This window comes from Neoroseomonas lacus (assembly GCF_014644535.1).
Lineage (GTDB): Bacteria > Pseudomonadota > Alphaproteobacteria > Acetobacterales > Acetobacteraceae > Neoroseomonas > Neoroseomonas lacus.
Map to the genome: position 1 here is coordinate 80,016 of NZ_BMKW01000015.1, position 23,300 is coordinate 103,315.

Genomic DNA, 23,300 nt, shown 5'->3' on the forward strand with positions numbered 1-23,300 from the left:
GCAGGTGCCTGCTCAAACGGACGGGAGCGATTCGACCCTCGGTCGAACCGCTCCCGATCTTGGCAAAGTTTGGACGGGCCTCTCCCCTCCGGACGGTACGCGGAGGCGTTCTACCGTTCCTGGAACCCGGTCTGGGTCAGGGCGAAGCGCCGCAGGTCGATCCCTTGCCACTGCGCGACCGCGTTGGCGACTTCGGCCCGGTAGGCGATGATCTGCGGGCCGGCGCCGGCGTTGCGCAGGTCCTGGTGGCGGGCGGCGATCGCCATGGCGTGGAAGGCGAGTGTCTCCGCCGTGGCCTGGCGTTCGGCGGCGGTCATGCGGGTCATGGCCGGGTTGGCGGCGAGCATGGCGCGCGCTTGGCCGCGCACCGCGGCGATGCCGGCCGGCTGCGCCAGGGCGTCGCCGCCGGTCGCGACCTCCCAGGCGATCAGGTAGAAGGCGGCGACCACGTCGGCGAGGTCGTGCGGGTCGTAGTTGTGCTGGCGGAGCAGCCGGTCGAATTCCTGCCAGGGCCCGCCCGAGGCGATGGCGGTGCGGAGCGCGTCCGGGTTGGGGCTGGTGGGCAGGGCGGCGGCCAGCGCCTGTTCGCGCACGCGGGCGGTGATGGCCGGGTCGATGGTGAAGGCGGTCGGGCTGGCCGCCGGGGCGGCGGCGGCGCCACCGGTCGGCGGCAGGGCCGCTGGCTTCCCGCCGGGCAGGGTCGGACCGGTCGCGCCTGCGGGTTTCACGACGGCCGGCGGTCTGGGCGCCGCGATCGAGGGTGCCGGGACGGCGGCCGCGGTGGGGGCCGGTGGGGCGATGGCGGTCGCCCCCGGGGTGGGGAAAAGTCGCAACCCGGCGCCGATCGCGGCCGCGCCCTCCGCACCGACCGCGCCGAAGGGCATGACGGCGGGTCGGCTGTCGGCGGCGCCCTTTTGGGCGGAGGCCAGGCCAGGAGCCGCGACCAGCGCGATCAGCGCGGCGGCGGTGGTCAGAAGACGTCGAGACATGCGGGTCGTCCCTGCCGTGAAATCGGTCCGGTCAAGGATCGGCCTTGGCGGCGCCAAGTTCAAGCGTGGCGCCGAACGAGACCTGAAGCATTTCGGGCCGGCCAGGGCGGCCGGCCCGGCGCGATTTACTCGAAACGAGCGGCCTCGTCGAAGTCGAGGCGCGGGTTGCGCGGGAACAGGCCTTCCGGATCGCCATAGCCGAGATTGACCAGGAAGTTCGACTTCCAGCGCGTGCCGGCGAAGAACAGCTCATCCACCTTGGCGTTGTTAAAGCCGCTCATCGGGCCGGCATCGAGGCCGACCGCGCGGGCCGCCAGGATCAGATAGGCGCCCTGCAGCGAGCCGTTGCGGAAGGCGGTCTGCTCGGCGAAGGACGGGCTCGAAGTGAACCAGTTCTTGGCGTCCGGGGCGTGCGGGAAGAGCACCGGGAGCTTGTCGTAGAAGTCGAGGTCATAGGCGACGATCACGGTGACCGGCGCGTTCATGGTCTTTTCCATATTGCCGGCCGAGAGCGCTTCCTTGAGCTTCGCCTTGCCTTCCGGCGTGCGCACGAAGACGAAGCGGCCGGGCGAGGCATTGGCGCTGGTGGGGGCCAGCTTCAGCAGCTCGTAGAGCTCGTGCAGCTTGGCGTCGGGCACCGGGGTGTCCTGCCACTTGTTCTGCGTGCGCGCCTCGCGAAAGAGCTGGTCGAGGGCGGCGGCGTCGATGGTTTCATGAGCCATGGGGATGTCCTGGGTCGGGAGATGTCTATGGCACCGCATACGACCGAAGGTCGCAACCCTGCCATGGCGCGCGGCCAATGGCGGTGATCAGCGATGCGAATGAGGGACTGAGACAGGCCGGTCCGATGCCCTGCGCCGGGCCGCCCGTTGGCATCAACGCGCCAGTACAGGGCGCGAAAACCACGTGGCCCGGATGGGCCAGGCCCGGCATCTGACTGCTTCGGACCAATGCGGGCATTGGGCCGCGAGCGCACAGCGCGACCGTGCCCAGACCGCCCGTTGGCCTCAGCGGGCCCATGCAGGGCGCGAGCGCAAGCCGGCCGGATGGCCGGCGCCCGCCGTCTGAGGGCAGATAAGGCCTCATGGCCTGGCCGCCTGCCGCGGCCAAGCCATGGATCAGGCCTCGACCTGCTCCACCGCGACCACTTCCGGGACGTAGTGGCGCAGCATGTTCTCGACACCGTGCTTGAGGGTGGCGCGCGAGGAGGGGCAGCCCGAGCAGGCGCCCTGCATGCGCAGCCGCACCACACCCTCGCGGAAGCCGCGGAAGACGATGTCGCCGCCATCGCCAGCGACCGCCGGGCGGACGCGGGTGTCGAGCAGTTCCTTGATCTGGGCGACGATTTCCTGGTCCACGGGGTCGAAATCCTCCCCATGCTCGCCATCGGCCTCGCCTTCCTCCATCACGGGCATGCCGGAGAGGAAGTGTTCCATCACCGCGCCGAGGATGCGCGGGCGGAGCATGGTCCAGTCGGCTTCGTCGGTCTTGGTCACGGTGACGAAGTCGGCGCCGAGGAAGACGCGGGCGACATCACCCACCAGGAAAACGCGCTCGGCGAGGGGGGAACGGCCGGCGGCGTCGGCGGGCGCGGTGAAGTCCGCCGTGCCGCGGCTGCCGAGGACATCGCGCCCGGGCAGGAACTTCAGCGTGGCGGGGTTGGGGGTCGCTTCGGTCTCGATGAACATGGCGAGGTTCCGGAATTGGGCGTCGATACCCGACCTATGTGGTCCGGAATGGCGATGTGTGCAACCGGGGCCTTGGCGCGACGGATGATGGCCCGGTGTAGAAGATCGGGCGGCCAATAGCCGCCTGCCACCTGACGAACAAAAAACAGACCGAGGCGCATGCCCCGGCCCAGGAGCGCAAAGCGCAACCGCTCCTAGACTATCCGCCGCCGCCCGAGCGGCAGTGCATGGCGCGAAGGCAAGCCGGCCGGATGGCCGGCGCCCGCCGTCTGAGGGACGACTAAACTACGTGATCCGCTCGAGTTCCTTCTCGTCCAGCGTGCCGGGCACCAGCGTCATCGGCACCGTCAGCCGGCTGGCGTAGCGCCCGGTCAGCGCCGTAATCAGCGGCCCCGGCCCGCCGCCATCCCGCGCCATGGCCAACACCAGGATGGAGATGCGCGGGTCTTCTTCGAGCAGCTTCAGCAGTTCGTCCCGCGCCTCGCCTTCGCGGATGATCAGGATGGGGAAGCCGCCGGTGATCTCGTTCACCTCGGCGGCGAGGCCCGAGAGCATGCGCTCCGCCTCCTCCCGCCGTTCCTCCTGCATCATCACGCCGACGCCGGCCCATTCGACCAGGCCCACAGGTTCGACCACCCGCAGCAGCGCGACCCGGCCGCCACCCTTGCGGGCGCGTAGGCAGGCATAGCGCAGGGCGATCGCCCGCTCCGGGCTGTCATCCACCACCACCAGGAAGATGCGGTCCCGCTTGGCGGCGGTGGTGGCGGCGGCGGCTTCCTCGCTTCCGGGCATCGCGAACCTCAGTTTCGGCGGAACATGACGCTGCCGAGCCACCCGGCCAGGGCGGCGAGCAGGATGCAGGCCACACCGTAGAGCAGCGGCGTGCTGCGCGCGACAGTGGCGATCGAGGCGGCGGAACCGACCCGGTCGACATGAAGAAACAGCTCCTGCCGGGCGATAATGCGCCGCTCACGCACCAGCATCACCTCGATGCGATAGGGGCCGGTCTGCACCGTGTCGGGGAAGGAGACGCGGGCGCTGAACAGCCGCCCGCCGGCCACGGCCACGGGGGCGGCATATTCCTGCCAGCGGCCGTCCTGCTGCTTCAGGTCGAGCAAGGCAGCGCGGAACGCCGGCGACTGGCTGCCTTCCGCGCGCAGCGACAGCGCCTCGAGGCCGAGCCGTGCGGTGCGGCGCACATCCTCGGGCAGGATCTCCCAGACCGGCCGCGTCGCGGCGATGGCGTAGAAGCCGGGTATTTCAGGGAACACCGCCGAGGGGCCGTTGATCCAGAAACCCAGCACGTTGATCTTGCGCCGCACCACCGTGGCCTGCGGCGGGCCCCAGGCGACGACGACGACATCCTCCCCGGTTTCCGGCCCGATCAGATGTTCGGTGGCGCCGAACACCATGACGGAGGAACCGGTGAAGCCGGTGGTGATCTCGACCCGGTCGGTCGCCAGATCCGCGGTGAGCTGCGGCGTATTGGTCGCGGCCGGGGTCGCTGCCGGGGCCGGCGCCTGCGCCAGGACCGGACCGGCGAGGACGAGCAACAGCGCCAGCCCGCGCGCCGCAGCGCGGATCATGGCACGGGCCCGATGGTGAACAGACTGTCGGGCGTGCGCACCAGGTCGTACAGCAGCCCCAGCGCCACCGAGAGCACCAGCAGGCCAAGCAGCGCGCGGGTTTCCTCGCCACGCAGCTTCGCCCCCATCGAGGCGCCGAACTGCGCGCCCACCACGCCGCCGGCCAGGAGCAGCATGGTCAGCACGATGTCCACGCTGCCGACCTGCAGCGCCTGCAGCAGCGTGACGTTGGCCGAGACGAACACCACCTGGAACAGCGAGGTGCCGATCACCACCGAGGTCGGCATGCCCAGCAGGTAGATCATCGCCGGCACCAGCATGAAGCCGCCGCCGACGCCCATCACGGCGGAGAGTACGCCGATGCCCATGCCCACCAGCAGCGGCGGCACCACCGAGATGTACAGGCGCGACTTGCGGAAGCGCATCTTGAACGGCAGGCCATGCAGCCAGGTGTGTTCATGCGCGCGGGCGGCGGCGACGCCGGTGCGGCGACGGCGCAGGATCGCCCGCACGCTCTCGCGCACCATCAGCGCGCCCACCGTGCCCAGGATGACGACATAGAAGATGGCCACGGCGAGGTCGACCTGCCCGGCCCTTCGCAACAGGGCGAAAAGCTGCACGCCGAGCCCCGAGCCGATGATGCCGCCGGCGAGCAGCACCGTGCCCATCCGCGCATCGACATTGCCGCGCCGCCACTGCGCCATCAGCCCGGAGACCGAGGCGCCGATGGTCTGGTTCGCCCCCGAGGCAACCGCGACGGGGGATGGAATGCCGATGAGGATGAGTATCGGCGTCAGCAGGAAACCGCCGCCGACGCCAAACAGACCCGAAAGCCAGCCCACGCCGAAGCCGATGCCCAGCAGCAGCAAGCCATCCACACTCATCTCGGCGATCGGCAGGTAGACCTGCATCGCGTCAGGGCCTCGATTGCAACAGGGATCGAACCGGGCGGGTTTGAACCCGGCCGGTCGAAGGGACAAGGCACAATCGTCACTTCCCGCGGCAGGATTGCGGCAGTGCGGCACCGAGACGCTTTTTGTCATCCCCGGCTTCTGCGCATGCTGCGGGCCGGCGCCGAACGGCTGGGGACAGGCCCGGTGCCGGACATCTCACACGGGTTCCGACGAGGCACCGCCCATGATGCTTTCCCGCCGTCTCCTGCTGGGTGCCGTATTGTCGGCGCCGGCCCTGCGCCTCAGCCTGGCGCAGCCCGCCCATCGGCTGCGCCTCGTGCATGTGAACGACTTCCACAGCCGGCATGAGCCGGTGGTCCGCGCCACCGGCGCGGCGTGCCGGGCCGATGAACCATGCCTCGGCGGCTCGGCGCGGCTCGCCGGGGCGATCGGCATGGCCAAGGCCCAGGCGGCGACGGCGGGGCGCGGCGTCGTCGCAGTCGATGCCGGCGACGAATTCATGGGCAGCCTGTTCTACACGCAGTATCGCGGCGCCGCCGAACTCGCGGTGATGAAGGCCTGGGGCTGCGAGGCGATGACGCTCGGCAACCACGAATTCGACAACGGGCCGGAGAACCTCGCGACCTTCATCAAGGACGCGAATTTCCCGATCCTCGCGGCCAATATCGACACGCGCGCCGAACCGCTGCTCGACGGCTGGACGCAGCCCTGGTGGGAGACGCGGCGCGGCGGTGCGCGCATCGCCTTCATCGGCGTGACGACGCCCGAGACGCCGCTGCTCTCCTCGCCGGGCCATAGGCTGCGCTTCACCGACCCGGCCGAGGCGGCGACGCGTGCCATCGCCGAGATCCGCGCGACCGGCCCGGCGACCATCGTGCTGTTGTCGCATCTCGGCTACGGCGTGGACCGGCGCATGGCGGCCGAGGTGGCCGGGCTCGACATCATCGTCGGGGGACATACGCACACGCTGCTGGCCAATGAACCCGATGCGGACGGGCCCGTCCCCGTGCTGGTGGACGGGCCGGACCGCCAGGTGCGCATTGTGCAGACCGGCGCCTATGGGCGGTTCCTCGGCATGCTCGACCTCGATGTCGCGGCGGATGGGCGGATTGCCGCCTTCGGCGGCGCCTGCGCGCCGATCGGCGCCGCCTTCCCCGAGGATGCCCGAGTCGCTGCCATGGTCACGGAACTGGCCCGGCCGCTGGCCGAGACGCGCCGTCGCCCGGTTGGCATGCTGCCGGCGGCAATGGGCAATGCTGACTGCCGGCGGGGTGAATGCGCGCTGGGCAATCTGGTCGCCGAGGCGATGCTCGCCCGGGCGACCGGGGCCGAGATTGCCATCACCAATGGCGGCGGCCTGCGCGCCGGGCTGCCGGGCGGGCAGGTGACCTATGGCGACGTGCTGACCACGCTGCCCTTCGGCAACACCGTCGCCACCATGGGGCTGCGCGGGGCGGACCTGGTGGCGGCACTGGAGCACGGCCTGTCGCAGGGGGCCGGCACGGCGGGGCGCTTCCCGCAGGTCGCCGGCATCCGCTTCGTCTGGGACCCGGCGGCGCCGGCGGGCAGCCGGGTGCGTTCGGTCGACGTCGCGCAGGGTGGCGCCTTCATGCCGCTCGATCCCGGCCGGGTCTATCGCGTCGCCACCAACGACTTCATGCGCCGTGGCGGCGATGGCTACGTCATGTTCCGCGACCGCGCGCTCGACCCCTATGACGGCGGCGTGCTGATCGAGGAGGCTGTGGCCGAGGTCATTGCGGCCGGCGGCGGTGCTGCTGCCCGTCCCGATGGGCGGATAACCGCACGATAACGAAGCCATGGCTTGCCCGCCCGTCCGTGTCGGTTACCGTATCACTTGCGAACCGAAAACAAGAGGGAGTGGATCGCATGTCACGTAAACTGACAGCCGAGTTCCTCGGCACGCTGTGGCTGGTACTTGGCGGGTGCGGGTCGGCGGTGCTGGCGGGGGCCTTTCCGGATTACGGTATCGGTCTGCTTGGCATTTCCTTCGCATTCGGCCTGACGGTGCTGACCATGGCGTATGCCATCGGCCATGTGTCGGGATGCCACCTCAACCCGGCCGTCACGATCGGCCTTGTGGCGGGCGGGCGCTTCCCGGCCGGAGAGGCGGTGCCCTACATCATCGTGCAGGTCCTCGGCGCCATTGCCGCGGCGGGCATCCTCTATGTCATCGCCAGCGGCAAGCCAGGCTTCGAGCTCGGGGGCTTCGCGGCAAACGGGTATGGCGACCACTCCCTCGGCAAGTTCTCGCTGCAGTCAGGCCTCGTCTGCGAAGTGGTGATGACCTTCTTCTTCCTGCTGATCATCCTCGGTTCGACCCATGGCAAGGCGCCGGCGGGCTTCGCGCCGATCGCCATCGGGCTGGCGCTGACGCTGATCCACCTGATCAGCATCCCGGTCACCCAGACCTCGGTGAATCCGGCGCGCAGCACCGGTCCGGCTCTGTTCGTCGGTGGCTGGGCGCTGCAGCAGCTCTGGCTGTTCTGGGTGGCGCCGATCGTCGGTGCCGTGGTCGCCGGCATCCTTTCCCGCACCCTCTGGCCGGACGACACCGCACAGATCGAGGGGCGGTGAGCCGTAGGGGGCCGACCGGCCCCGCGCCAGCCTCGCCCATCGTCCGCTGATGGGCGTGGTCGTGCCGGTGAACAATGTGACGCCCGAGGCGGAGATGGACGACCTCCGCCCGCGTGGCGTGGTGAATGCCACGGCCCGCATCGCCAACCCCGACCGTGCCGTGGCCGGCGATGCCGATGCGGCGGTGGTCCGCGCCGCGGTGGCCGGCGGGCCGATGGGCGCGCTGGATATGCTGGCGCCCGCGCGGCCGGGCGGTGTCGCGATCGGCGTCATGGTCGAGAATGTCGCCGGCGGCGGTGCCGCGGGCGAGGCGCTCCTGGCCATTGGTACGCAGAATTCGAGACGACCAAAGCCCCTCTCGGTTCCGCCCCGAGGGCCAATGGCCACCAGTGTCCTAGCCGCCCCGTTCGCTGGAATTCCCGCGAACGGAGCGGACAGGCAGGCCGCTAGAGAAAGATCCCTGTCAACAGCCGCACCGCGATCTGCACCACGATCGCCACGCCAATCACCGCGAGGGTGAAGGTCAGCGCCTTTTCCTGCGGCACACGCATGACGATCGGAACGCCGAGATACAGGATATAGAGCGAGTAGAACGCCCCGATCAGCGCCACCAGGCTGCCCAGGATCGGCACGATGATCGCGCCCCCGGCCACCCAGGCGACGGTTGGCGCGAAGGCCGCCAGCTTCAGCGCCGCATCCGCATCGGTTGGGCCGCCGAATTTCGGCGCCAGGATCTCGACGATCTTGGCGGTCACGACCACGGCCACCAGCGACAGGATGTAGCTGACGATCGCCGTGCTGATCGCCGTGAAGAACAGGCCGAAGGCCATCAGCAGCAGCATGCTCGCGATAGCGGGGATGGCCGCCAGGATCATGACGTAGCGGGTGAACACCGGCACCAGCTCGATAGGTTCGCGCTGGATGGCGCGCCATTCCTGCGCCGGTGCCAGGACCATGCCCTTCACGCGCGCGATAAGTTCGTTCATCGGGCCCCCTGCCGAAACATTGCCTGCGCAATACTGCGCGGCGCGGACGCCTCGCGGCAAGCCTGCCGCGCTGGCCGTGTGACCTGGGTTCTGCCAGCCTGCGGCGATGCCCGATTCGGCCCTCCCCAACTGGCGTGACCGGCGCTTCCTGGTCCTGCTCGCCCTCGGCTTCTCGGCCGGGGTGCCGCTCCCCTTGACCGCCTTCACGCTGCGGCAATGGATGTCGGAATCGAACATCTCGCTGACCGCGATCGGCTTGACGGCGCTGATCGGCCTTGCCTATTCGCTCAAATTCCTGTGGGCGCCGCTGCTCGACCATGTCGCGCCGCCGGCCTTTCGCGGCCTTGGCCAGCGGCGTGGGTGGCTGGCGGTCATCCAGCCGACACTGGCGCTGGCCATCATCGCCCTCGGCCTGACCAACCCGGCGGTGGACCCGACGCTGACGGTCGCAGTAGCGGTGGTGGTCGCCTTCCTCTCGGCCAGCCAGGACATCGCGATCGACGCCTATCGCATCGAATCCCTGCCCGAGCGCGAACAGGGCTACGGCCTCGCCTGCTATGTCTGGGGCTATCGCGCGGCGCTGCTCGCTTCGGGCGCCGGGGCCTTCGGCATGGCGGAGCTCGGCGGCTGGTCCTTCGCCTTCGTGATGTGCGCGGCGATGATCGGCGTCGGCCTTGCCGCGGTGATGGCCGCGCCTGAACGCGCCCGCCAAACCTCCGCGGCGGTGCATGGCTGGGCCGCCCGGCTGCGCATCGCGGTCGTCGAGCCCTTCGCCGATTTCCTCAAGCGGCGCTACTGGTTCGCCATCCTTGCCTTCGTCGCGCTGTTCAAGCTGGGCGAGGCGCTGGCCGGCATCATGACGGTGCCGTTCTATCGCGAGCTCGGCTTCAGCCGGCTCGAGGTCGCCTCGGTCTCCTCGGTGTTCGGGCTGTTCGCGACGCTGCTGGGCGCGCTGACCGGCGGCTGGCTGGTGGCGAAGATCGGCACCGGCCGGGCGCTGATCCTGACCGGCACGACGCAGATGCTGTCGAACCTGATGTATGTGGCGCTCGCCTTCGCCGGGCATGACCTGCGCATGCTGTTCGCCCAGGTAGGGGTGGAGAACTTCACCGACGGGCTCGCCGACGCCGCCTTCATCACCTATCTCAGCGCACTGACCAGCCGGTCCTTCACGGCGACGCAATATGCGCTGCTCTCGTCCCTGGCGGCGGTACCGCTGCGCACGCTCGGGGCCAGTTCGGGCTGGCTCGCCGAGATGATGGGCTGGCCGGCCTTCTTCCTGATGACGACGGCCGCGGCATTGCCGGCCATGGGCATCATGCTGTTCCTGCTGCGCCGCCTGCCGCCGCGGGAACCGGCGGCCGACTCGGCCATCGCCGAGGCGCGCTGAACCGCCGAGCGTGGATTCCGTCCGCGGCGGCTCGCTGAACACTCTCCCGGCATGGCTTGACGACCATCGTCACGCCTTCGGCTGATACCAGCGGTCCTTCTTGATGACTGGAGAAGGAAGGTTGGAGGGGCGCCGCCCCTCCAAGCCACCCCGCCAAAGTGCAGTGCACTTTGGAATGCCATCTGTTGGCGCCGAGCGTGGAACGCGTGCCGTGGCCGTGGCCGCGGAGCGCGCTTCGTGCGCAAGGGCGGGTTTCGTCACCGCTGCTGACCGCGGCGCAAGGTGCCAAGTCGAGGTTTCCAAAGGCCCTTAGGCCTTTGGTGGGGAGAGCTCGAGAGGGGCGACGCCCCTCTCGGCCCCACCCGTCAAGCTCAAGAGCCACCGGTATGATTCCATCGGACCGGGAACTGCTCTATCTGGCGGCGGTGACGGGCATGACGGAACCTTCGCGCCCCCGTGCCGCGCCCGGCGATGGCCTGCCGCGCACCTTCATCTTCGACCTGCGGCTGCTGAACCCGGCCGAGGGGCTGCGCAGCGGCCTGGCGATCGCCTCCGTCCTCATCCTCGCCGAATGGGTGCATCTGCCGGGGCTGGTCTGGGCGGCGCTGGCGGCGTGGCTTGCCTGCCTGGTCGACCCGGGCGGGCCGCTGCGCGGCAGGCTGGTCGCGCAGGGGGTGTTCGCGGCGGCCGGGGCGGTCATCACCGCCCTGGTGGGGTTGCTGGTGGCGGCGCTGCCGATACCCGTGACGGTACTGCTCGGCGCCGCCGGCATCTTCGCCTTCGCCATGCTGCGGGCGCTGGGGGCGGGCGGCATGCAGCTCGGCATCATGCTGTCGCTCGTGCTGGTGCTGGCGCTGCGCCAGCCGGTGACGGAACTGCGCGAGGCGGCGATCGCCGGGGCCCAGTTCCTCGCCGGCGCCTCCTGGGCGGCGTTGCTCACCGCGCTGCTGTGGCGCATCCATCCGTTCCAGACGGCGCGCGGTGCGGTGGCCGGCTGCTGGCGCGCCATGGGGCGGCTCACTGACGATCTGCGCGAGCTGTTGCGGACGCCCGGCTGCGGCCCCGATGACTGGATCCGCCATGCGCGCGAGCATCGCCGCGATGTGCGCCTGGCGCTCGAGGATGCGCGCAGCCGTGTGCTGGCCTATGCCGCCGCGCTGCGCGACGCGGCGTGGCGGCTCGACCCCACCTGGCAACGCCTCGGCGCGGCCGAGCAGGTGTTCGACGCCTTGGTCGCCCTGGGCGATTTGCTGGAACAGGATGACGCGCCGCCGACGCGCGTGGCGGCGATGCGGTTGCTCGATGCGCTGGCGCCGCTGCTGGCCGGGATGGCGGCGGGCACGGCGGCGAACCGCGCGGTCGGCCCCGTGCCGCGCGGCGAGCTGATGGCCCTAACCGCGGCCGCACCCGATTGCGCGGCGCTGCGCCCGATCGTCGCGCGGCTGCTCGACGGGCTGGACGCCGCGGCGGCGCCGGGCGCCGACACGGACTGGCGCGACCGCACCGCAGGCACGACCGCCGGCGGCTGGCGGGCGATCCGCGCGCAGATGCATCGCGGTGCCCCAATCCTGCGCCACGCATCGCGGTTGGCGGCCGCTGCGGCCGCGGCCTTCACCCTGACGCTCGGCTGGCCGGTCGCGCATGACTATTGGCTGACCATCGCGCTGCTGATGACGTTGCAGCCGGATGTCGCCACCACCCTGGCACGCGCGGCCGAGCGGATCGGCGGGACCATGGTCGGCGCCACAGTGGGCGCGGTGGTCGCGCTGCTGCTGCCCAGCGCGATGTCGATGGCGTTCGCCGTCCTTGTCCTGGCGGTGCCGACCGCGGCGATGCGGCGGGTGAGCTTCGGCATCTTCGTCGCCGGCGTCTCCGCCGTGGTGGTGGTGCTGTTGCAGATCGACATGCCGGGCCAGGCCGAGGCGTTGCACATCGCCTTGCAGCGCGCGCTCTACACCCTGGTCGGCGGCGGCTTCGCGCTGGTCTGCGCGGTGGCGTTGTGGCCGGATTGGGCGGCAGCACGGCTGGACGCCACGCTGCGCATCGCGCTGATGGCCTATCTGCGCTATGCCCGGCTCGCCGTGGCGCAGATGCTGGGTGAGACGAGCGAGGCGGTGATGCTCGAGGCCCGCCGCACGGTCGGCCAGACAAGCGCCGAGGCCGAGGAGGTGTTGCAGCGCGCCCTGCTCGAACACGCTCGCAGCCGCACCGTCGGGCTTGGTGCGGCGCTTGGTGTCGATGACTGGATGCGGCGCGCCGGCGGGCGCATCGCGTCATTGCGGCTGGGGGTGACGCTGACCGACCGCGTGGCCGCTCAGGCGTGGCGCGACTGGTTCGACGCGGCGGCGCTGGCGCTGAATGGCGGGGCGGGCGAGCTGCCGCCGCGGCCCGGGGTCGAGGCCGAGCCGGCGCTGGCGGAGATCGGCCGGCAATTGGACTTGGCCGCCCAGGGGCTGGCGCGGTTGCGCGAGGTGGGCGCCAGGCTGTGATGGTGTGACGGCTGGCGCGGCGCCAGACTGTACGATCGATTCCCGAAGGAGTGCCGATGTCGCCCTGGCTGCTGACCCCCCTGCTGCTCGTCGCGTCGAATGTGGTCATGACCTACGCCTGGTATGGGCACCTCAAGCATCCATCCTGGCCGATGTGGCTGGCGGTGGTGATCTCCTGGGGCATCGCCTTCTTCGAGTACTGCCTGGCGGTGCCGGCCAACCGCATCGGCTACGGCACCTTCACCGGGCAACAGCTCAAGGTGATGCAGGAGGTGATCACGCTCGCGGTCTTTGCGGTGTTCAGCGTTGCCTTCCTGGGGGAGACGCTGCGGTGGAATTTTATCGCCGCGGGCGCGTGCCTTGTCGCCGCCGTCGTGTTCATCTTCCTGCCGGTCGACTGACAAACCGGAGGAAACAATGCGCATCGGCGTCCCCAAGGAAGTTAAGATCCACGAATACCGCGTGGGCTTGGTGCCCGGATCGGTGCGCGAGCTGGTGCTGCACGGGCATGAGGTGGTGGTCGAGACGCAGGCCGGTGCGGCGATCGGCTTCTCCGATGACGCCTATCGCGCCGCCGGGGCGCGCATCGCCACCGATGCGGCGGCAGTCTTTGCCGCGGCCGAGTTGATCGTGAAGGTGAAGGAGCCACAGCCCGCCGAATGGGCGCGGCTGCGGCCGGATCAGGTGCTGTTCACCTATCTGCATCTCGCCCCCGACCTCGCGCAGACCCAGGGGCTGATGGCTTCCGGCTGCACCGCCATCGCCTATGAGACGGTGACGGATGCGCAGGGCGGCCTGCCGCTGCTGGCGCCGATGAGCGAGGTCGCCGGCCGAATGGCCGTGCAGGTCGGTGCGCGCTGCCTGGAGAAGGAAGCCGGCGGGGCGGGCATCCTGCTTTCCGGCGTGCCGGGGGTGGCGTCCGGGCGCGTCGCGATCATCGGCGGCGGCGTGGTGGGGTCGAATGCGGCGCGTATCGCCAATGGCATGCGCGCCCATGTCACGGTGCTCGACCGCAATCCGCGCGTGCTGAATGCGCTCGACGTCGAGTTCAACGGCATGGTCGATACACTGTTCGCCACGCGCGATGCGGTCGAGCAGACGGTGCTGGAGGCCGACCTGGTGATCGGTGCCGTGCTGGTGCCCGGTGCGGCGGCGCCGAGGCTGGTCAGCCGCGAGACCGTCTCGCGCATGCGACCGGGCAGCGTGATGGTCGATGTCGCGATCGACCAGGGCGGTTGCTTCGAGACATCACGGCCCACCACCCATGCCGAGCCGACCTATGTGGTCGATGGCGTGGTGCATTACTGCGTGACGAACATGCCCGGCGCCGTGGCGCGCACCAGCGCGGTCGCGCTGAACAATGCGACGCTGCCCTTCACCCTGCAGATCGCCGACAAGGGCTGGCGCCGCGCGGCGGCGGAGAACCCGCATCTCGCGGCCGGGGTGAATGTGCGGGGCGGCGCGGTGACGCACGCGGCGGTGGCGCAGGCGCTGGGCCTGCCGCTGGTGCCGCTCGGCCTGGGTTGACGCGTCAGCCGATCCGGCGCCAGCCTTCATAGACCGTCTCGCGCGCGATGCGCCCGTCACGCATCGCGAATAGGTGCATCAGGCGCAGTTCTACCAGGCTGCCGACCGGCAGGGGCGCGTTCACCACGCCCTCGCCGGTCAGGCGGAAGCGCGCGGTGCAGTCATCCACTACATGGTCCGCCGTCGCGAAGCGTGTGCCGGGGACGATCTCGACCTCGGCCATGGAACCGAACATCGCGCGGTAATTCGCCTCGATCGCGGCGCGGCCTGCCAGCGTCAGGTCGCGGGTCGGCATCTCGAGCACGATGTCGTCGGTATAGAGGTCCATCACCGCCGCCGGGTCGCGGGCTTCGTCACGGATATGGGCCTCGACCACGGCGAGGTTGCGGGCGATTGGGTCCATGGGAACGACCTTTCGTCAGTTTATCTGACGATATATAGACAGATAGACTGACGACATGTCAAGCTGGCGCATGGATGATCGTCCCGTCACCGAACAGAACCGTACGCTCGGCGCCCTGCTGCGCCTGACCTATGAGGCAATGCAGCGGGAGGTCTATGGCGCCCTCGCCGCGCGCGGCTTTCCCGAAATCCGCCCTGCGCATTCCGCTGTCTTCCGCCATATCGGCCCGGGTGGGTCGCGGCTGACCACGCTGGCCGAACGGGCGGGTATGACCAAGCAATCCATGGCTTATCTGGTTGAGGGGCTGCAGGCGGCGGGGCATCTGCGCAGCGTCCCGGACCCGTCGGACGGGCGGGCGCGCATCGTGCGGCTGACCGCGCGCGGGGAGGCGGTGCTCGCCGCGCTCCTCGCCCTCAGCGGCGAGGCCGAGGCGCGGGTGGCCGAGCGCATCGGCGAACGCCGCGCCGGCCGGTTGCGCCGCGCCCTCGAACACTGGGTCGCGGAGCTTGACGAGGCCGGGTGAGCGGTCAGTTGAGCTGGATGTCGAGCCGCCGCAGCAGCGGGCCCCAGCGCTGCGCCTCGCGCGTCAGGAAGGCCTGGAAGTCGGCCGGCGTGCCCCCAGCCGCGACGATGCCTTCATTCAGCAGGCGTTCGCGCACGGTGGCATCGGCCGATGCCGCGGCGCCGGCGGCATTGAGCCGCGCGATGGCCGCCGGCGGCGTCCGGGCCGGCGCCAGCAGCCCGAACCAGGTGACGGCGACCAGGCCGGGGTAGAATTCCGCAAAGGTCGGCTGGTCGGGCAGGTTCGGCAGCCGCGTTTCGCCCGTCCAGCCAAGGATCTTGGCGCGGCCGGAGCGCGCGGCGGCGAGGCCTGTTGCGCCACCCACGAGAATCGAATCGAGCGTGCCGGCCAGCAGGTCGTTCAGTTGCGGCGCGTCGCCGCGATAGCCGACATCCTGCCAGTCCAGCCCGAGCCGTTCCTGGATCAGCGCGCCGGCGATGTGGTTGAACGACCCGCGGCCATTGTGTCCCCATGTCACCTTGCCCGGATTGGCGCGGACATGGGCGACGAATTCCGGAATGGTGTCGGGAATGCCGGGCCGCACGGCGATGCAGAAGGGCAGCGTCGCGACATGCACGACCGGGGCGAAATCCTCCGGCTTGTAAGGCAGGTTGCGGCCAATCAGCGGGTTGATCGTCAGCGTCGTGCCGGACGACATCAGCAAGGTGTGGCCGTCAGGCGCGGCACGGGCGACGATCTCCGCGCCGATCACCGTCTGCGCGCCTGGCTTGTTGTCGACGAGGACATTCTGGCCGAGCAGCGGCGTCATCCGCTCGGCCACCAGCCGCGCGGTGACATCGGTTGAACCGCCGGGCGGGAAAGGCACGACGATGGTGACGGGCCGCGTCGGTGACCAGGCGTCCTGCGCCCGCGCCTTGCCGGCGGCGGCGAGGCAGAGTGCGGGCAAGGCGCGGCGGCCGATGGTTATTGGCATTGGTTTCCTCCCACGGATATTGGGAGGAAGCCTGCCATCATCGTCAGCCAGGCGCCACGATGCCGAGCGCTGATATCGACGGGCTTGGCGTTTGGACGGAATCGAGAGGGGCTTTGTCCCTCCCGGACCCACCCCACCAAAGGCCCGAGGCCTTTGAAAACCGATACCTGGCACCGCCCATCACGGGCATCGAAACACGCCTTTGCGCTCGGCGTGCGTGCCGACGAAGCAGCCCACCATGACCGCCTGGCGCCAACAGATGGCTTTCCAAATGACACTGTCATTTGGTGGGGTGGTCTGGAGGGGCGATGCCCCTCCAACGCGAAAGCGCTGGATTAGAAAATGGGGTCGCTGTTGTGCCCGCATCACTCAGCGGCGATGCAACGCCACGAGGTAGCGACACGGCCGTGTGCCGGATGGGTTGCGAAAGGCGTGGCCCTTCGGCGCCACCAGGTCGAAGGCGAGGCAGTCGCCCGGGCCGAGCACCGCTTCCTCGGCACCTTCCTCGATGACGAGGCGGCCGGCGAGCACCCAGGCGACCTGCCCGCGCAGGAACGCGAAGGAGGAGGCGGTGTACTCGACCCGCGCACCGGGCGGCAGCTCGACCTCGATCAGTTCCGGCTCGGCGCCGGACGGCGAGATGGCGCGGCGGTGATAGCCGGTGCCGGGGTCGGTCCACATCGGCTGCTCCGCGGCGCGGGCGATGCGCGACGGTCCGGCATCGGCTTCCGCCCGCGCCAGCAGCGTCGAGACGGTCAGGTGGAAAGCACCCGACAACCGGCCGAGCAGCGCGGCGGTGGGACTGGCTTCGGCGCGCTCGACCTTGCTGATCATGGCGCGGGAGACGCCCGAGGCCGTGGCGAGTTCGGCGATCGACCAGCCGCGCGCCTCGCGCTCGCGGCGGATGCGCGCGGCGATCAGCGCGTCGAGGCCGGGGGGCGCCGTAGCATCCAGTATAGTGGACATGACATCATGATAGTGGATAATGCGCCGCATGACCACGCCGCTCTCGCCGCGCCACAATGGCGGCCCGCCGCTCGATGACGATGACGACAAGACCGCCAGCTGGCGCTCATGGAACTGGCGCCGGGCGCACAAGAAGGCCTGGAAGACGCCGCCACGGGAGATCGCGCTGCGTCGCCTCGCCCGCGCGGAGGAACTCGGCATGACCTATCGAGAGTACACGCTCGAGATCATGGAACGGGGCAAGTATCTGTGACGCCGGTGATCACGGAGGGCGGGCTCGACGACCCGCGCGTGCAGGCGCTGCTGACCACGCATCTGACCAGGGCGCGGGCGGCGACGGCGGAAGGCTTCGCCTTCGCACTCGACCTGTCGGGGCTGCGCGTGCCGGAGATCCGCTTCTTCAGCGCCTGGGATGGCGAGAGCCTGCTCGGCGTCGGCGCGCTGAAGCGCCTGGCCCCCGACCACGGCGAGGTGAAGTCGATGCACACCGCCGAGGCGGCGCGACGGCATGGCGTTGGCGGCATGATGCTGCGCCACATCATGGCGGTGGCGCGCTCGGCGGGCATCGCGCGGGTCAGCCTCGAGACCGGGACCAGCGCCTACTTCCGGCCCGCCGTGGCGATGTACCTCCGCCACGGCTTCATCGATTGCGGCCCTTTCTCGGATTACGCCGCGAGTGGGGAGAACCGCTTCCTCACCCGCGCGCTGGACTGACCTGGCGTCAGCGTCCGTTCGCCTTGCGCCAGGCCTCGAAGATCGGCCGGTTCGCCGCATCGGTCATCGGATACAGCCCACGGATCGTGTGGCCTTCGCCGACGCGTTCCTGCACGAAATCCTCATAGACGGTCTGTTCGAAGGCTTCCTCGGCCACCTCGTCGGCGATGGCGGCGGGAATGCAGACGATGCCCTCGCCATCGCCCACCATGATGTCGCCGGGATGCACGCCGACGCCGGCACAGGCGATCGGCACGTTGAGGTCAACGCAATGGTGGTGGATCAGGTTGGTCGGCGCCGAGGGCGTCGCGTGATAGGCCGGCCAGCCCATCGCGCCGATCTCGGGGCTGTCGCGGAAGCCGCCATCGGTCACCGCGCCCGCGACGCCGCGCATGCGCAGTCGCGTGATCAGGATGCCACCCGCGCTCGCCGCTCGCGCATCGCCTCGGCTGTCGATGACAAACACGGCGCCGGGCGGGCATTCCTCGACACCCTTGCGCTGCGGATGAGCCGGGTCCTTGAAGACGTCGAGCGTGTCGAGGTCCTCGCGCGCCGGGATGGTGCGCATCGTATAGGCCGGGCCGACCATGCGTGGCGCATCCGGCCCGACGGGGCTGAGCGAGAGGAAGACATTGCGGAAGCCGCGCTTGAACAGCACCGTCGTCAGGGTGGCGGTCGAGACTTCGGCGAGCTTCGCCCGTGTTGCTTCGTTCATGACATTCTCACTGCGCGGATTTCGAGATGTTCCAGTACACCGGAACCGGTGAGTCGAGGATCCCCTGCAGCCGCGCCGAGTACCCCCGCACCAGCGCGAACTGGCCGAGCGGCACATAGGGCACCGTCTCGGTGGCGCGCTGGTGGTAGGCCTGCGCCGCTTCCGCGCGCTGCGCGTCGTTGGTGGCGGCGATGAAGGCGTCGCGGATGCGCTCCATCTCCGCATCGCAGGGCCAGCCGGGCAGGGCTGTGCGTTCGCAGGCCGAGCGCATGGCGTTGTGGCCGGACGGGTCCATGCCGTCGAGACCCGTGGGCGCCGAGACGAACAGCCCCCAGCCGTTCTGCGCGCCCGGATTGCGCGACAAGCGCCGCTGGATCAGCGTTGCCCAATCCATCGCCTGTACATCCACATTCAGCCCGGCGCGGCGCATCAGATCGGCCGAGACCAGCGCGAAGGTGTGGCTGATGGTCGAATCCTGCGCATCCAACACCACCACCGGCGTGCCGTCGTATCCGCTCGCTGCCACCGCGCGGCGTGCGGCCTCGAAATCCGGCGTGACCCAGCCCGCCTCGGTGCGATACGGCGAGGTGCAGGTGTAGAAGGACCGGCAATCCCGCCAAAGGCTTGGTTCGGTCATGTAGGCCGGCATGGCATGCGCCGGGTCCACCAGCAGCCGCATCGCCTGCCGCAGGCGGGGATTATCGAAGGGCGGTACGGCCTGGTTCATGCGGAAGATCGCCTGCACGCCGACGCTGTCCTGCTGGCCGATGCGCAGGGCCTGGTTGCGCCGCACGACGGGGAACAGGTCCGGCGGCAGTTCCTCGAAGATGTCGATCTCACCGGTGGTCAGCGCGTTCAGCGCGGTCTGCGCATCGGGCAGATAGACCCATTCGATGCGGTCGATGCCTGCGCGCTTCCCGCCGGCGAGGCCATCGGGCGGCTCGGCGCGTGGCACATAGGCGGCATTGCGGCGATACGTCACGCGGTCGCCGACGCGCCAGTCCTCGCGCCGCAGGCTGAAGGGGCCTGAGCCCATCGGGTCGGTGATCGGCGTCGTCGCCGGCGTGGCCGCGACGCGCGCCGGCATGATGAAGGGCGGCTGGCCCGATGGCTTGGAGAGCGCCTGCAGCATCAGCCCGAAGGGTTCGCGCAGCACGATGCGGAAGGTCCGCGCATCGACTGGTTCCATCGCGGTGGCCAGAGCGACGATCTGCTGGCCGAGCCCGTCGCGCACCGCCCATCGACGCAGCGAGGCGATGACATCCTCGGTGGTGACGGGGGTGCCGTCGTGGAAATTCAGCCCGTCGCGCAGGGTGAAGGTCCAGGTCCTGCCATCCTCGCTGGTAGTCCAGCGTTCCACCATCTGCGGCTGTACGGCCAGGCGGGAATCGAGCGCGAACAGCGTGTCGTAGACCATGTATCCATGGTTGCGCGCCATGTATTCGGGGCTGATGAAGGGGTCGATCGACCGCAAATCGCCGAACAGCTTCACGCGCAGCGCGGTGGGGTCGCCGCGACCCTGGGCCTGCGCCGCGGGCGCAGCCAACAGCAACGCGGCGCCGAGCACCGCAGCGAGACGCTTCATGGATGGTTCCTTCCCTTGGCCATTCGGCGTAGCGACGGCCTTTAAGGTAGGATGGAACATGGGTCGGCAGCGCGACAAGACGGATTCGACCCATCGCGGAAACGAGAAACACCATGCCTGACAATGGCGCCCAGAAGCGTTCCCACTCCTACCTGCTGGCCATCGAGGACCAGGAATTCCTGCTGCGGGACGAGATGCGCCCCTTCCGCTTCGGCATGGAATACGCCAAGGCGGAATACGCGCTGCGCGACTGGGGTGTGCGCTCGACCGTCGTCGTCTTCGGTTCCGCCCGCGTCCCCAGCCCCGAACAGGCCGCCGCCATGGCGGAAGCCGCGACGTCGCCGGCCGACAAGCGCGCCGCCAAACGCGCCATGGAACGATCCCGCGTGTACGAGGATGCACGTGCCTTCGCGCGCATCGTCTCGCTACGCGGCGGGGCGCTGGCGGTCACCGGCGCGCCGCGGGACAATGTGATCGCGACCGGTGGCGGTCCCGGCATCATGGAAGCCGCGAACCGTGGCGCCGCCGAGGCCGGCGCGCCGTCGATCGGCTTCAACATCACCCTGCCGCACGAACAGAACCCCAATGCCTGGTCCACCCCGGCGCTGACCTTCCGCTTCCACTACTTCGCGATGCGCAAGATGCACCTGGCGATGCGCGCCAATGCGCTGGCCGTCTTCCCCGGTGGTTTTGGCACTTTCGACGAACTGTTCGAATTGTTGACCCTGGTGCAGACCGGCAAGGCGACGCCGCGCCCGATCGTGCTGTTCGACCGTTCCTTCTGGGAGAAGGCGGTGAACCTACCGCTGCTGGTCGAACGCGGCATGGTCGACGAGAAGGATCTCGCCCTGGTCGACATCGTCGATACGCCGGAGGAAGCATGGGCGAGCCTGGTGCGGCGCGGGCTGGAAGCGACCGCGTTGCCCTCCGCGCCAGCCGAGCTGCTGGTCCCGCCACGGCGCCGCCGCAAGCCGGAGGAGGAGCGCATGAAGCCGCCGCGCCGGTAGCATCGGGTCGATCCGAGAGTCCATTTGGCAGCGCGCCATTCGGCACCTTTCCAAATCCGGCACCGGGCCGCGCCCCATCCGGGCCTCCACATCGGCAGGCTGGAACGGCTGGGTAGGCGTGCCGCCCGGTGCCGGACCTTGCCGACAGACTCTGCGATCCTTCATCGCCCCTCAACCTGATTGGCGATAAATGTGCTGACGCCCGACCCGCATGATGCGCCAGGGCACACCCAGGAGAGTTTGATGTTTCGTCGCGCCTTGCTGACCTGCGCCTTCCTCGCCGCTGCCCCCGTGCTGCCCGCCTTCGCGCAGGGCTGCGACACGACCTTTGCCCTGGCCAACCGGTCGGGCCGCCAGGTCAACGAGATCTATTTCAGCTCCTCGCGCAACAACAACTGGGGCAATGACCGGCTTGGCCAGAACGTGCTGCCGAATGGTGCGTCGCGTCAGTACCGCCCGAACCCGGGCGGCAGCTACGACTTCCGGATCGTTTTCGACAATGGCCAGGCTGTCGAGCGCCGCGGTGTCGACCTCTGTGCGGTCAGCACCGTGACCGTCACGGCGCGCGGCATATCCGCCGAGTAATCCGTGTCCGGCCATGGGAAGGATCGCGCAAGCCGCGGTCCTTCGCTTGGGGCGTCGTCAGTCCTCGACCGGCGGCAGGCAGGCGGCCGCGAGCAGGCGGAACGCCGCGGCGCGATGGCTGATGCGGTGTTTCTCCGCCGGGTCCATCTCACCGAAGGTTGCCTCGCGCCGGTCGGGCAGGAACATCGGGTCGTAGCCGAAGCCGTGCTCGCCGCGCGGCGGCCAGATCCATTGGCCCAACGCGCGACCCTCGAAGCATTCGAGATGGCCGTCCGGCCAGGCCAGCACGAGTGCGCAGCTGAACCAGGCGGTGCGGTCCTCGAATTCCTGCGCCGCGTCCATCACCTTACGCATCGCATCGGCGTAGTTGCGCGACCCATCGGGCTGCATTGCCCAATCCGCCGTGCGCACGCCCGGCGCGCCGGCCAGGGCGGCGACCGAGAATCCCGAATCATCGGCCAGGGCCGGCAGTCCGGCGGCCATCGCGGCCGCGCGCGCCTTGATGGCGGCGTTGCCGATGAAGCTCTCCTCGGTTTCCTCCGGTTCCGGAAGGCCGAGTTCACCGGCGGAGACCGTCTCGATGCCATGGGGGGCGAGCAGGGCGCCGACTTCGCGCAGCTTGCCCGCGTTGTGGGTAGCGATGACGATGCGATCGCCCCGCAGAAGACGCCGGTGGGTCATGGCAGAAAGGTCGGGGGAGAGAACTCCCCCGATCCCCCTCCTTTTTTTGTCGGTTGGGGACTGACAGCGGCGGCCGGCGCCAATTGGTAGAATAAGGGTGGGGGTTTGGGGGAGGTTCTCCTCCCCCAACCTTTCTCTCCGTCCGTCACAGCCCGACTGCCTCCCGCTGCTTGGCGAACAGTTCCGTCGTCCCGCTGCGCGCCAGCCCGAGCAGCGCCATCAGCTCGGCGTCGGAGAAGGGCGCGCCCTCGGCCGTGCCCTGCACCTCGACGATGCCACCCGCGCCGGTCAGTACGAAATTCGCGTCCGCGTCGGCCTTGCTGTCCTCGGCGTAGTCGAGGTCCAGCACGGGCGTGCCCTGCCACACGCCGCAGGATACGGCGGCGACCTGGTCCTTCAGCGGGTTGCGGGTCATGATGTTCATCTTGCGGCAATGCTCGAAGGCCAGGTGCAGCGCGACCCAGGCACCGGTGATCGAGGCGCAGCGCGTGCCGCCATCGGCGGTCAGCACGTCGCAATCGATTAGCACGGACATCTCGCCCATCGCCTTCATGTCGGTGACGGCGCGCAGCGACCGGCCGATCAGGCGCTGGATTTCCTGGGTGCGGCCGGACTGCTTGCCGCGGGCGGCCTCGCGGTCGCCTCGGGTGTGGGTGGCGCGGGGCAGCATGCCGTATTCGGCGGTGACCCAGCCCTGGCCCTGGCCGCGCAGGAAGGGAGGCACCTTGCCCTCGACCGACGCGGTGCAGAGCACCTCGGTCTGGCCCATGCGGATCAGGCAGGACCCTTCGGCGTGGCGGGCGAAGCCGGGTTCGAGGCTGACGGTACGAAGGACGGAGGCGTCGCGGCCGGAGGGGCGCATGGGGCAGGGTTTCCCGAAAATCTGGTCAGGCGCGGCTTCTACAATGGCCGGCGCGGCCTTGCACCCTGGTCATGCGTGGGGCTGGGTGCACCTGGCCCCCTGGCACACCATATGCGTATCGA

General features: G+C 69.7%; 25 protein-coding genes. 11 read left to right on the plus strand and 14 right to left on the minus strand.

The window, feature by feature from the left end; genetic code table 11:
• Nucleotides 1–110 precede the first annotated feature (110 nt).
• The 6 genes from IEY36_RS25300 to IEY36_RS25325 all read right to left on the minus strand — a co-directional run bounded on the left by IEY36_RS25300 (nt 111) and on the right by IEY36_RS25325 (nt 5,174).
• Entirely contained in the window at nt 111–989 is an 879-nt protein-coding gene (locus IEY36_RS25300) for a DUF6683 family protein (protein WP_188972155.1), read from the minus strand.
• Between the two features lie 125 nt (nt 990–1,114).
• Nucleotides 1,115–1,711 (minus strand): malonic semialdehyde reductase, encoded by a 597-nt coding sequence (locus tag IEY36_RS25305; RefSeq protein WP_188972157.1) that lies wholly within the window; start codon nt 1,709–1,711, stop codon nt 1,115–1,117.
• Nucleotides 1,712–2,107: 396 nt separating this feature from the next.
• Nucleotides 2,108–2,677, minus strand: coding sequence for a NifU family protein (locus IEY36_RS25310; protein WP_188972159.1), 570 nt, complete (start codon nt 2,675–2,677; stop codon nt 2,108–2,110).
• Nucleotides 2,678–2,962: 285 nt separating this feature from the next.
• Nucleotides 2,963–3,469, minus strand: a complete 507-nt coding sequence (locus IEY36_RS25315; RefSeq protein WP_188972161.1) for a universal stress protein — start codon at nt 3,467–3,469, stop codon at nt 2,963–2,965.
• 8 nt (nt 3,470–3,477) lie between these two features.
• Entirely contained in the window at nt 3,478–4,263 is a 786-nt protein-coding gene (locus tag IEY36_RS25320; protein WP_188972163.1) for a TIGR02186 family protein, read from the minus strand.
• A complete protein-coding gene (locus tag IEY36_RS25325) occupies nt 4,260–5,174 on the minus strand; it encodes a sulfite exporter TauE/SafE family protein (protein ID WP_188972165.1) in 915 nt (304 codons plus the stop codon). Before IEY36_RS25325 ends, IEY36_RS25320 begins: the two co-directional genes overlap by 4 nt.
• A gap of 226 nt (nt 5,175–5,400) precedes the next feature.
• On the opposite strand from IEY36_RS25325, the gene IEY36_RS25330 reads away from it, so the two are divergent.
• Together IEY36_RS25330 and aqpZ are read left to right on the plus strand one after the other, a co-directional pair.
• Nucleotides 5,401–6,987: a bifunctional metallophosphatase/5'-nucleotidase gene (locus tag IEY36_RS25330; RefSeq protein ID WP_188972167.1), complete on the plus strand. Its 1,587-nt coding sequence runs from the start codon at nt 5,401–5,403 to the stop codon at nt 6,985–6,987.
• 77 nt (nt 6,988–7,064) lie between these two features.
• A complete protein-coding gene (aqpZ, locus tag IEY36_RS25335; RefSeq protein WP_188972169.1) occupies nt 7,065–7,772 on the plus strand; it encodes an aquaporin Z in 708 nt (235 codons plus the stop codon).
• A gap of 446 nt (nt 7,773–8,218) precedes the next feature.
• Here aqpZ and IEY36_RS25340 read toward each other — a convergent pair whose 3' ends face one another.
• Nucleotides 8,219–8,758, minus strand: a complete 540-nt coding sequence (locus IEY36_RS25340; RefSeq protein WP_188972171.1) for a Yip1 family protein — start codon at nt 8,756–8,758, stop codon at nt 8,219–8,221.
• 106 nt (nt 8,759–8,864) lie between these two features.
• Between IEY36_RS25340 and IEY36_RS25345 the strand changes: the two genes are divergently transcribed.
• From IEY36_RS25345 to ald, 4 genes are all read left to right on the plus strand, one after another.
• Nucleotides 8,865–10,148, plus strand: a complete 1,284-nt coding sequence (locus tag IEY36_RS25345; protein WP_188972173.1) for an AmpG family muropeptide MFS transporter — start codon at nt 8,865–8,867, stop codon at nt 10,146–10,148.
• 386 nt (nt 10,149–10,534) lie between these two features.
• Nucleotides 10,535–12,637 (plus strand): FUSC family protein, encoded by a 2,103-nt coding sequence (locus IEY36_RS25350; protein WP_188972175.1) that lies wholly within the window; start codon nt 10,535–10,537, stop codon nt 12,635–12,637.
• A gap of 56 nt (nt 12,638–12,693) precedes the next feature.
• Entirely contained in the window at nt 12,694–13,038 is a 345-nt protein-coding gene (locus IEY36_RS25355; protein WP_188972178.1) for a DMT family protein, read from the plus strand.
• Nucleotides 13,039–13,054: 16 nt separating this feature from the next.
• Entirely contained in the window at nt 13,055–14,164 is a 1,110-nt protein-coding gene (ald, locus tag IEY36_RS25360; protein WP_188972180.1) for an alanine dehydrogenase, read from the plus strand.
• A 4-nt stretch (nt 14,165–14,168) separates the two neighbouring features.
• On the opposite strand, the gene IEY36_RS25365 is transcribed toward ald, so the two are convergent.
• A complete protein-coding gene (locus tag IEY36_RS25365) occupies nt 14,169–14,567 on the minus strand; it encodes a nuclear transport factor 2 family protein (protein ID WP_188972182.1) in 399 nt (132 codons plus the stop codon).
• Nucleotides 14,568–14,637: 70 nt separating this feature from the next.
• On the opposite strand from IEY36_RS25365, the gene IEY36_RS25370 reads away from it, so the two are divergent.
• Nucleotides 14,638–15,090 (plus strand): MarR family winged helix-turn-helix transcriptional regulator, encoded by a 453-nt coding sequence (locus IEY36_RS25370; protein ID WP_188972184.1) that lies wholly within the window; start codon nt 14,638–14,640, stop codon nt 15,088–15,090.
• A gap of 4 nt (nt 15,091–15,094) precedes the next feature.
• Here IEY36_RS25370 and IEY36_RS25375 read toward each other — a convergent pair whose 3' ends face one another.
• Both IEY36_RS25375 and IEY36_RS25380 read right to left on the minus strand, forming a co-directional pair.
• Complete coding sequence (locus tag IEY36_RS25375; protein ID WP_188972186.1) at nt 15,095–16,063, minus strand: Bug family tripartite tricarboxylate transporter substrate binding protein; 969 nt, start codon at nt 16,061–16,063, stop codon at nt 15,095–15,097.
• A gap of 369 nt (nt 16,064–16,432) precedes the next feature.
• A complete protein-coding gene (locus IEY36_RS25380) occupies nt 16,433–17,029 on the minus strand; it encodes a helix-turn-helix domain-containing protein (protein ID WP_188972188.1) in 597 nt (198 codons plus the stop codon).
• Nucleotides 17,030–17,057: 28 nt separating this feature from the next.
• Here IEY36_RS25380 and IEY36_RS25385 point away from each other — a divergent pair, with 28 nt between their 5' ends.
• Together IEY36_RS25385 and IEY36_RS25390 are read left to right on the plus strand one after the other, a co-directional pair.
• Entirely contained in the window at nt 17,058–17,282 is a 225-nt protein-coding gene (locus IEY36_RS25385) for a hypothetical protein (RefSeq protein ID WP_188972190.1), read from the plus strand.
• Entirely contained in the window at nt 17,279–17,743 is a 465-nt protein-coding gene (locus IEY36_RS25390) for a GNAT family N-acetyltransferase (RefSeq protein ID WP_229681566.1), read from the plus strand. The genes IEY36_RS25385 and IEY36_RS25390 overlap by 4 nt, the downstream gene beginning before the upstream one ends.
• A 7-nt stretch (nt 17,744–17,750) precedes the next feature.
• Here IEY36_RS25390 and IEY36_RS25395 read toward each other — a convergent pair whose 3' ends face one another.
• Both IEY36_RS25395 and IEY36_RS25400 read right to left on the minus strand, forming a co-directional pair.
• Nucleotides 17,751–18,458, minus strand: a complete 708-nt coding sequence (locus tag IEY36_RS25395) for a ribonuclease activity regulator RraA (protein ID WP_188972192.1) — start codon at nt 18,456–18,458, stop codon at nt 17,751–17,753.
• Between the two features lie 7 nt (nt 18,459–18,465).
• The gene (locus tag IEY36_RS25400; protein ID WP_188972193.1) at nt 18,466–20,043 is read right to left on the minus strand and encodes an ABC transporter substrate-binding protein; all 1,578 of its coding nucleotides are present in this window, start codon (nt 20,041–20,043) and stop codon (nt 18,466–18,468) included.
• 113 nt (nt 20,044–20,156) lie between these two features.
• Here IEY36_RS25400 and IEY36_RS25405 point away from each other — a divergent pair, with 113 nt between their 5' ends.
• The gene (locus IEY36_RS25405; RefSeq protein ID WP_188972195.1) at nt 20,157–21,050 is read left to right on the plus strand and encodes an LOG family protein; all 894 of its coding nucleotides are present in this window, start codon (nt 20,157–20,159) and stop codon (nt 21,048–21,050) included.
• Between the two features lie 243 nt (nt 21,051–21,293).
• On the plus strand, nt 21,294–21,635 hold the full coding sequence (locus IEY36_RS25410) for a hypothetical protein (RefSeq protein WP_188972197.1): 342 nt from the start codon (nt 21,294–21,296) through the stop codon (nt 21,633–21,635).
• 57 nt (nt 21,636–21,692) lie between these two features.
• Here the strand turns inward: IEY36_RS25410 and rdgB are convergent, their stop codons facing one another.
• Entirely contained in the window at nt 21,693–22,316 is a 624-nt protein-coding gene (rdgB, locus tag IEY36_RS25415; protein WP_188972200.1) for an RdgB/HAM1 family non-canonical purine NTP pyrophosphatase, read from the minus strand.
• 145 nt (nt 22,317–22,461) lie between these two features.
• Nucleotides 22,462–23,178, minus strand: a complete 717-nt coding sequence (rph, locus tag IEY36_RS25420; protein ID WP_188972202.1) for a ribonuclease PH — start codon at nt 23,176–23,178, stop codon at nt 22,462–22,464.
• Between the last annotated feature and the right edge of the window lie 122 nt (nt 23,179–23,300).

Coding starts and splice junctions, on each gene's coding strand:
- IEY36_RS25345 (WP_188972173.1), top strand. CDS start 8,865: ATGCCCGATTCGGCCCTCCCCAACTGGCGTGACCGGCGCTTCCTGGTC.
- IEY36_RS25310 (WP_188972159.1), bottom strand. CDS start 2,677: ATGTTCATCGAGACCGAAGCGACCCCCAACCCCGCCACGCTGAAGTTC.
- IEY36_RS25305 (WP_188972157.1), bottom strand. CDS start 1,711: ATGGCTCATGAAACCATCGACGCCGCCGCCCTCGACCAGCTCTTTCGC.
- IEY36_RS25410 (WP_188972197.1), top strand. CDS start 21,294: ATGTTTCGTCGCGCCTTGCTGACCTGCGCCTTCCTCGCCGCTGCCCCC.
- IEY36_RS25400 (WP_188972193.1), bottom strand. CDS start 20,043: ATGAAGCGTCTCGCTGCGGTGCTCGGCGCCGCGTTGCTGTTGGCTGCG.
- ald (WP_188972180.1), top strand. CDS start 13,055: ATGCGCATCGGCGTCCCCAAGGAAGTTAAGATCCACGAATACCGCGTG.
- IEY36_RS25320 (WP_188972163.1), bottom strand. CDS start 4,263: ATGATCCGCGCTGCGGCGCGCGGGCTGGCGCTGTTGCTCGTCCTCGCC.
- IEY36_RS25325 (WP_188972165.1), bottom strand. CDS start 5,174: ATGCAGGTCTACCTGCCGATCGCCGAGATGAGTGTGGATGGCTTGCTG.
- IEY36_RS25405 (WP_188972195.1), top strand. CDS start 20,157: ATGCCTGACAATGGCGCCCAGAAGCGTTCCCACTCCTACCTGCTGGCC.
- IEY36_RS25300 (WP_188972155.1), bottom strand. CDS start 989: ATGTCTCGACGTCTTCTGACCACCGCCGCCGCGCTGATCGCGCTGGTC.
- IEY36_RS25385 (WP_188972190.1), top strand. CDS start 17,058: ATGACCACGCCGCTCTCGCCGCGCCACAATGGCGGCCCGCCGCTCGAT.
- IEY36_RS25370 (WP_188972184.1), top strand. CDS start 14,638: ATGGATGATCGTCCCGTCACCGAACAGAACCGTACGCTCGGCGCCCTG.
- IEY36_RS25330 (WP_188972167.1), top strand. CDS start 5,401: ATGATGCTTTCCCGCCGTCTCCTGCTGGGTGCCGTATTGTCGGCGCCG.
- IEY36_RS25315 (WP_188972161.1), bottom strand. CDS start 3,469: ATGCCCGGAAGCGAGGAAGCCGCCGCCGCCACCACCGCCGCCAAGCGG.
- IEY36_RS25395 (WP_188972192.1), bottom strand. CDS start 18,458: ATGAACGAAGCAACACGGGCGAAGCTCGCCGAAGTCTCGACCGCCACC.
- rph (WP_188972202.1), bottom strand. CDS start 23,178: ATGCGCCCCTCCGGCCGCGACGCCTCCGTCCTTCGTACCGTCAGCCTC.
- IEY36_RS25350 (WP_188972175.1), top strand. CDS start 10,535: ATGATTCCATCGGACCGGGAACTGCTCTATCTGGCGGCGGTGACGGGC.
- IEY36_RS25375 (WP_188972186.1), bottom strand. CDS start 16,063: ATGCCAATAACCATCGGCCGCCGCGCCTTGCCCGCACTCTGCCTCGCC.
- IEY36_RS25340 (WP_188972171.1), bottom strand. CDS start 8,758: ATGAACGAACTTATCGCGCGCGTGAAGGGCATGGTCCTGGCACCGGCG.
- IEY36_RS25380 (WP_188972188.1), bottom strand. CDS start 17,029: ATGTCCACTATACTGGATGCTACGGCGCCCCCCGGCCTCGACGCGCTG.
- aqpZ (WP_188972169.1), top strand. CDS start 7,065: ATGTCACGTAAACTGACAGCCGAGTTCCTCGGCACGCTGTGGCTGGTA.
- IEY36_RS25365 (WP_188972182.1), bottom strand. CDS start 14,567: ATGGACCCAATCGCCCGCAACCTCGCCGTGGTCGAGGCCCATATCCGT.
- IEY36_RS25355 (WP_188972178.1), top strand. CDS start 12,694: ATGTCGCCCTGGCTGCTGACCCCCCTGCTGCTCGTCGCGTCGAATGTG.
- rdgB (WP_188972200.1), bottom strand. CDS start 22,316: ATGACCCACCGGCGTCTTCTGCGGGGCGATCGCATCGTCATCGCTACC.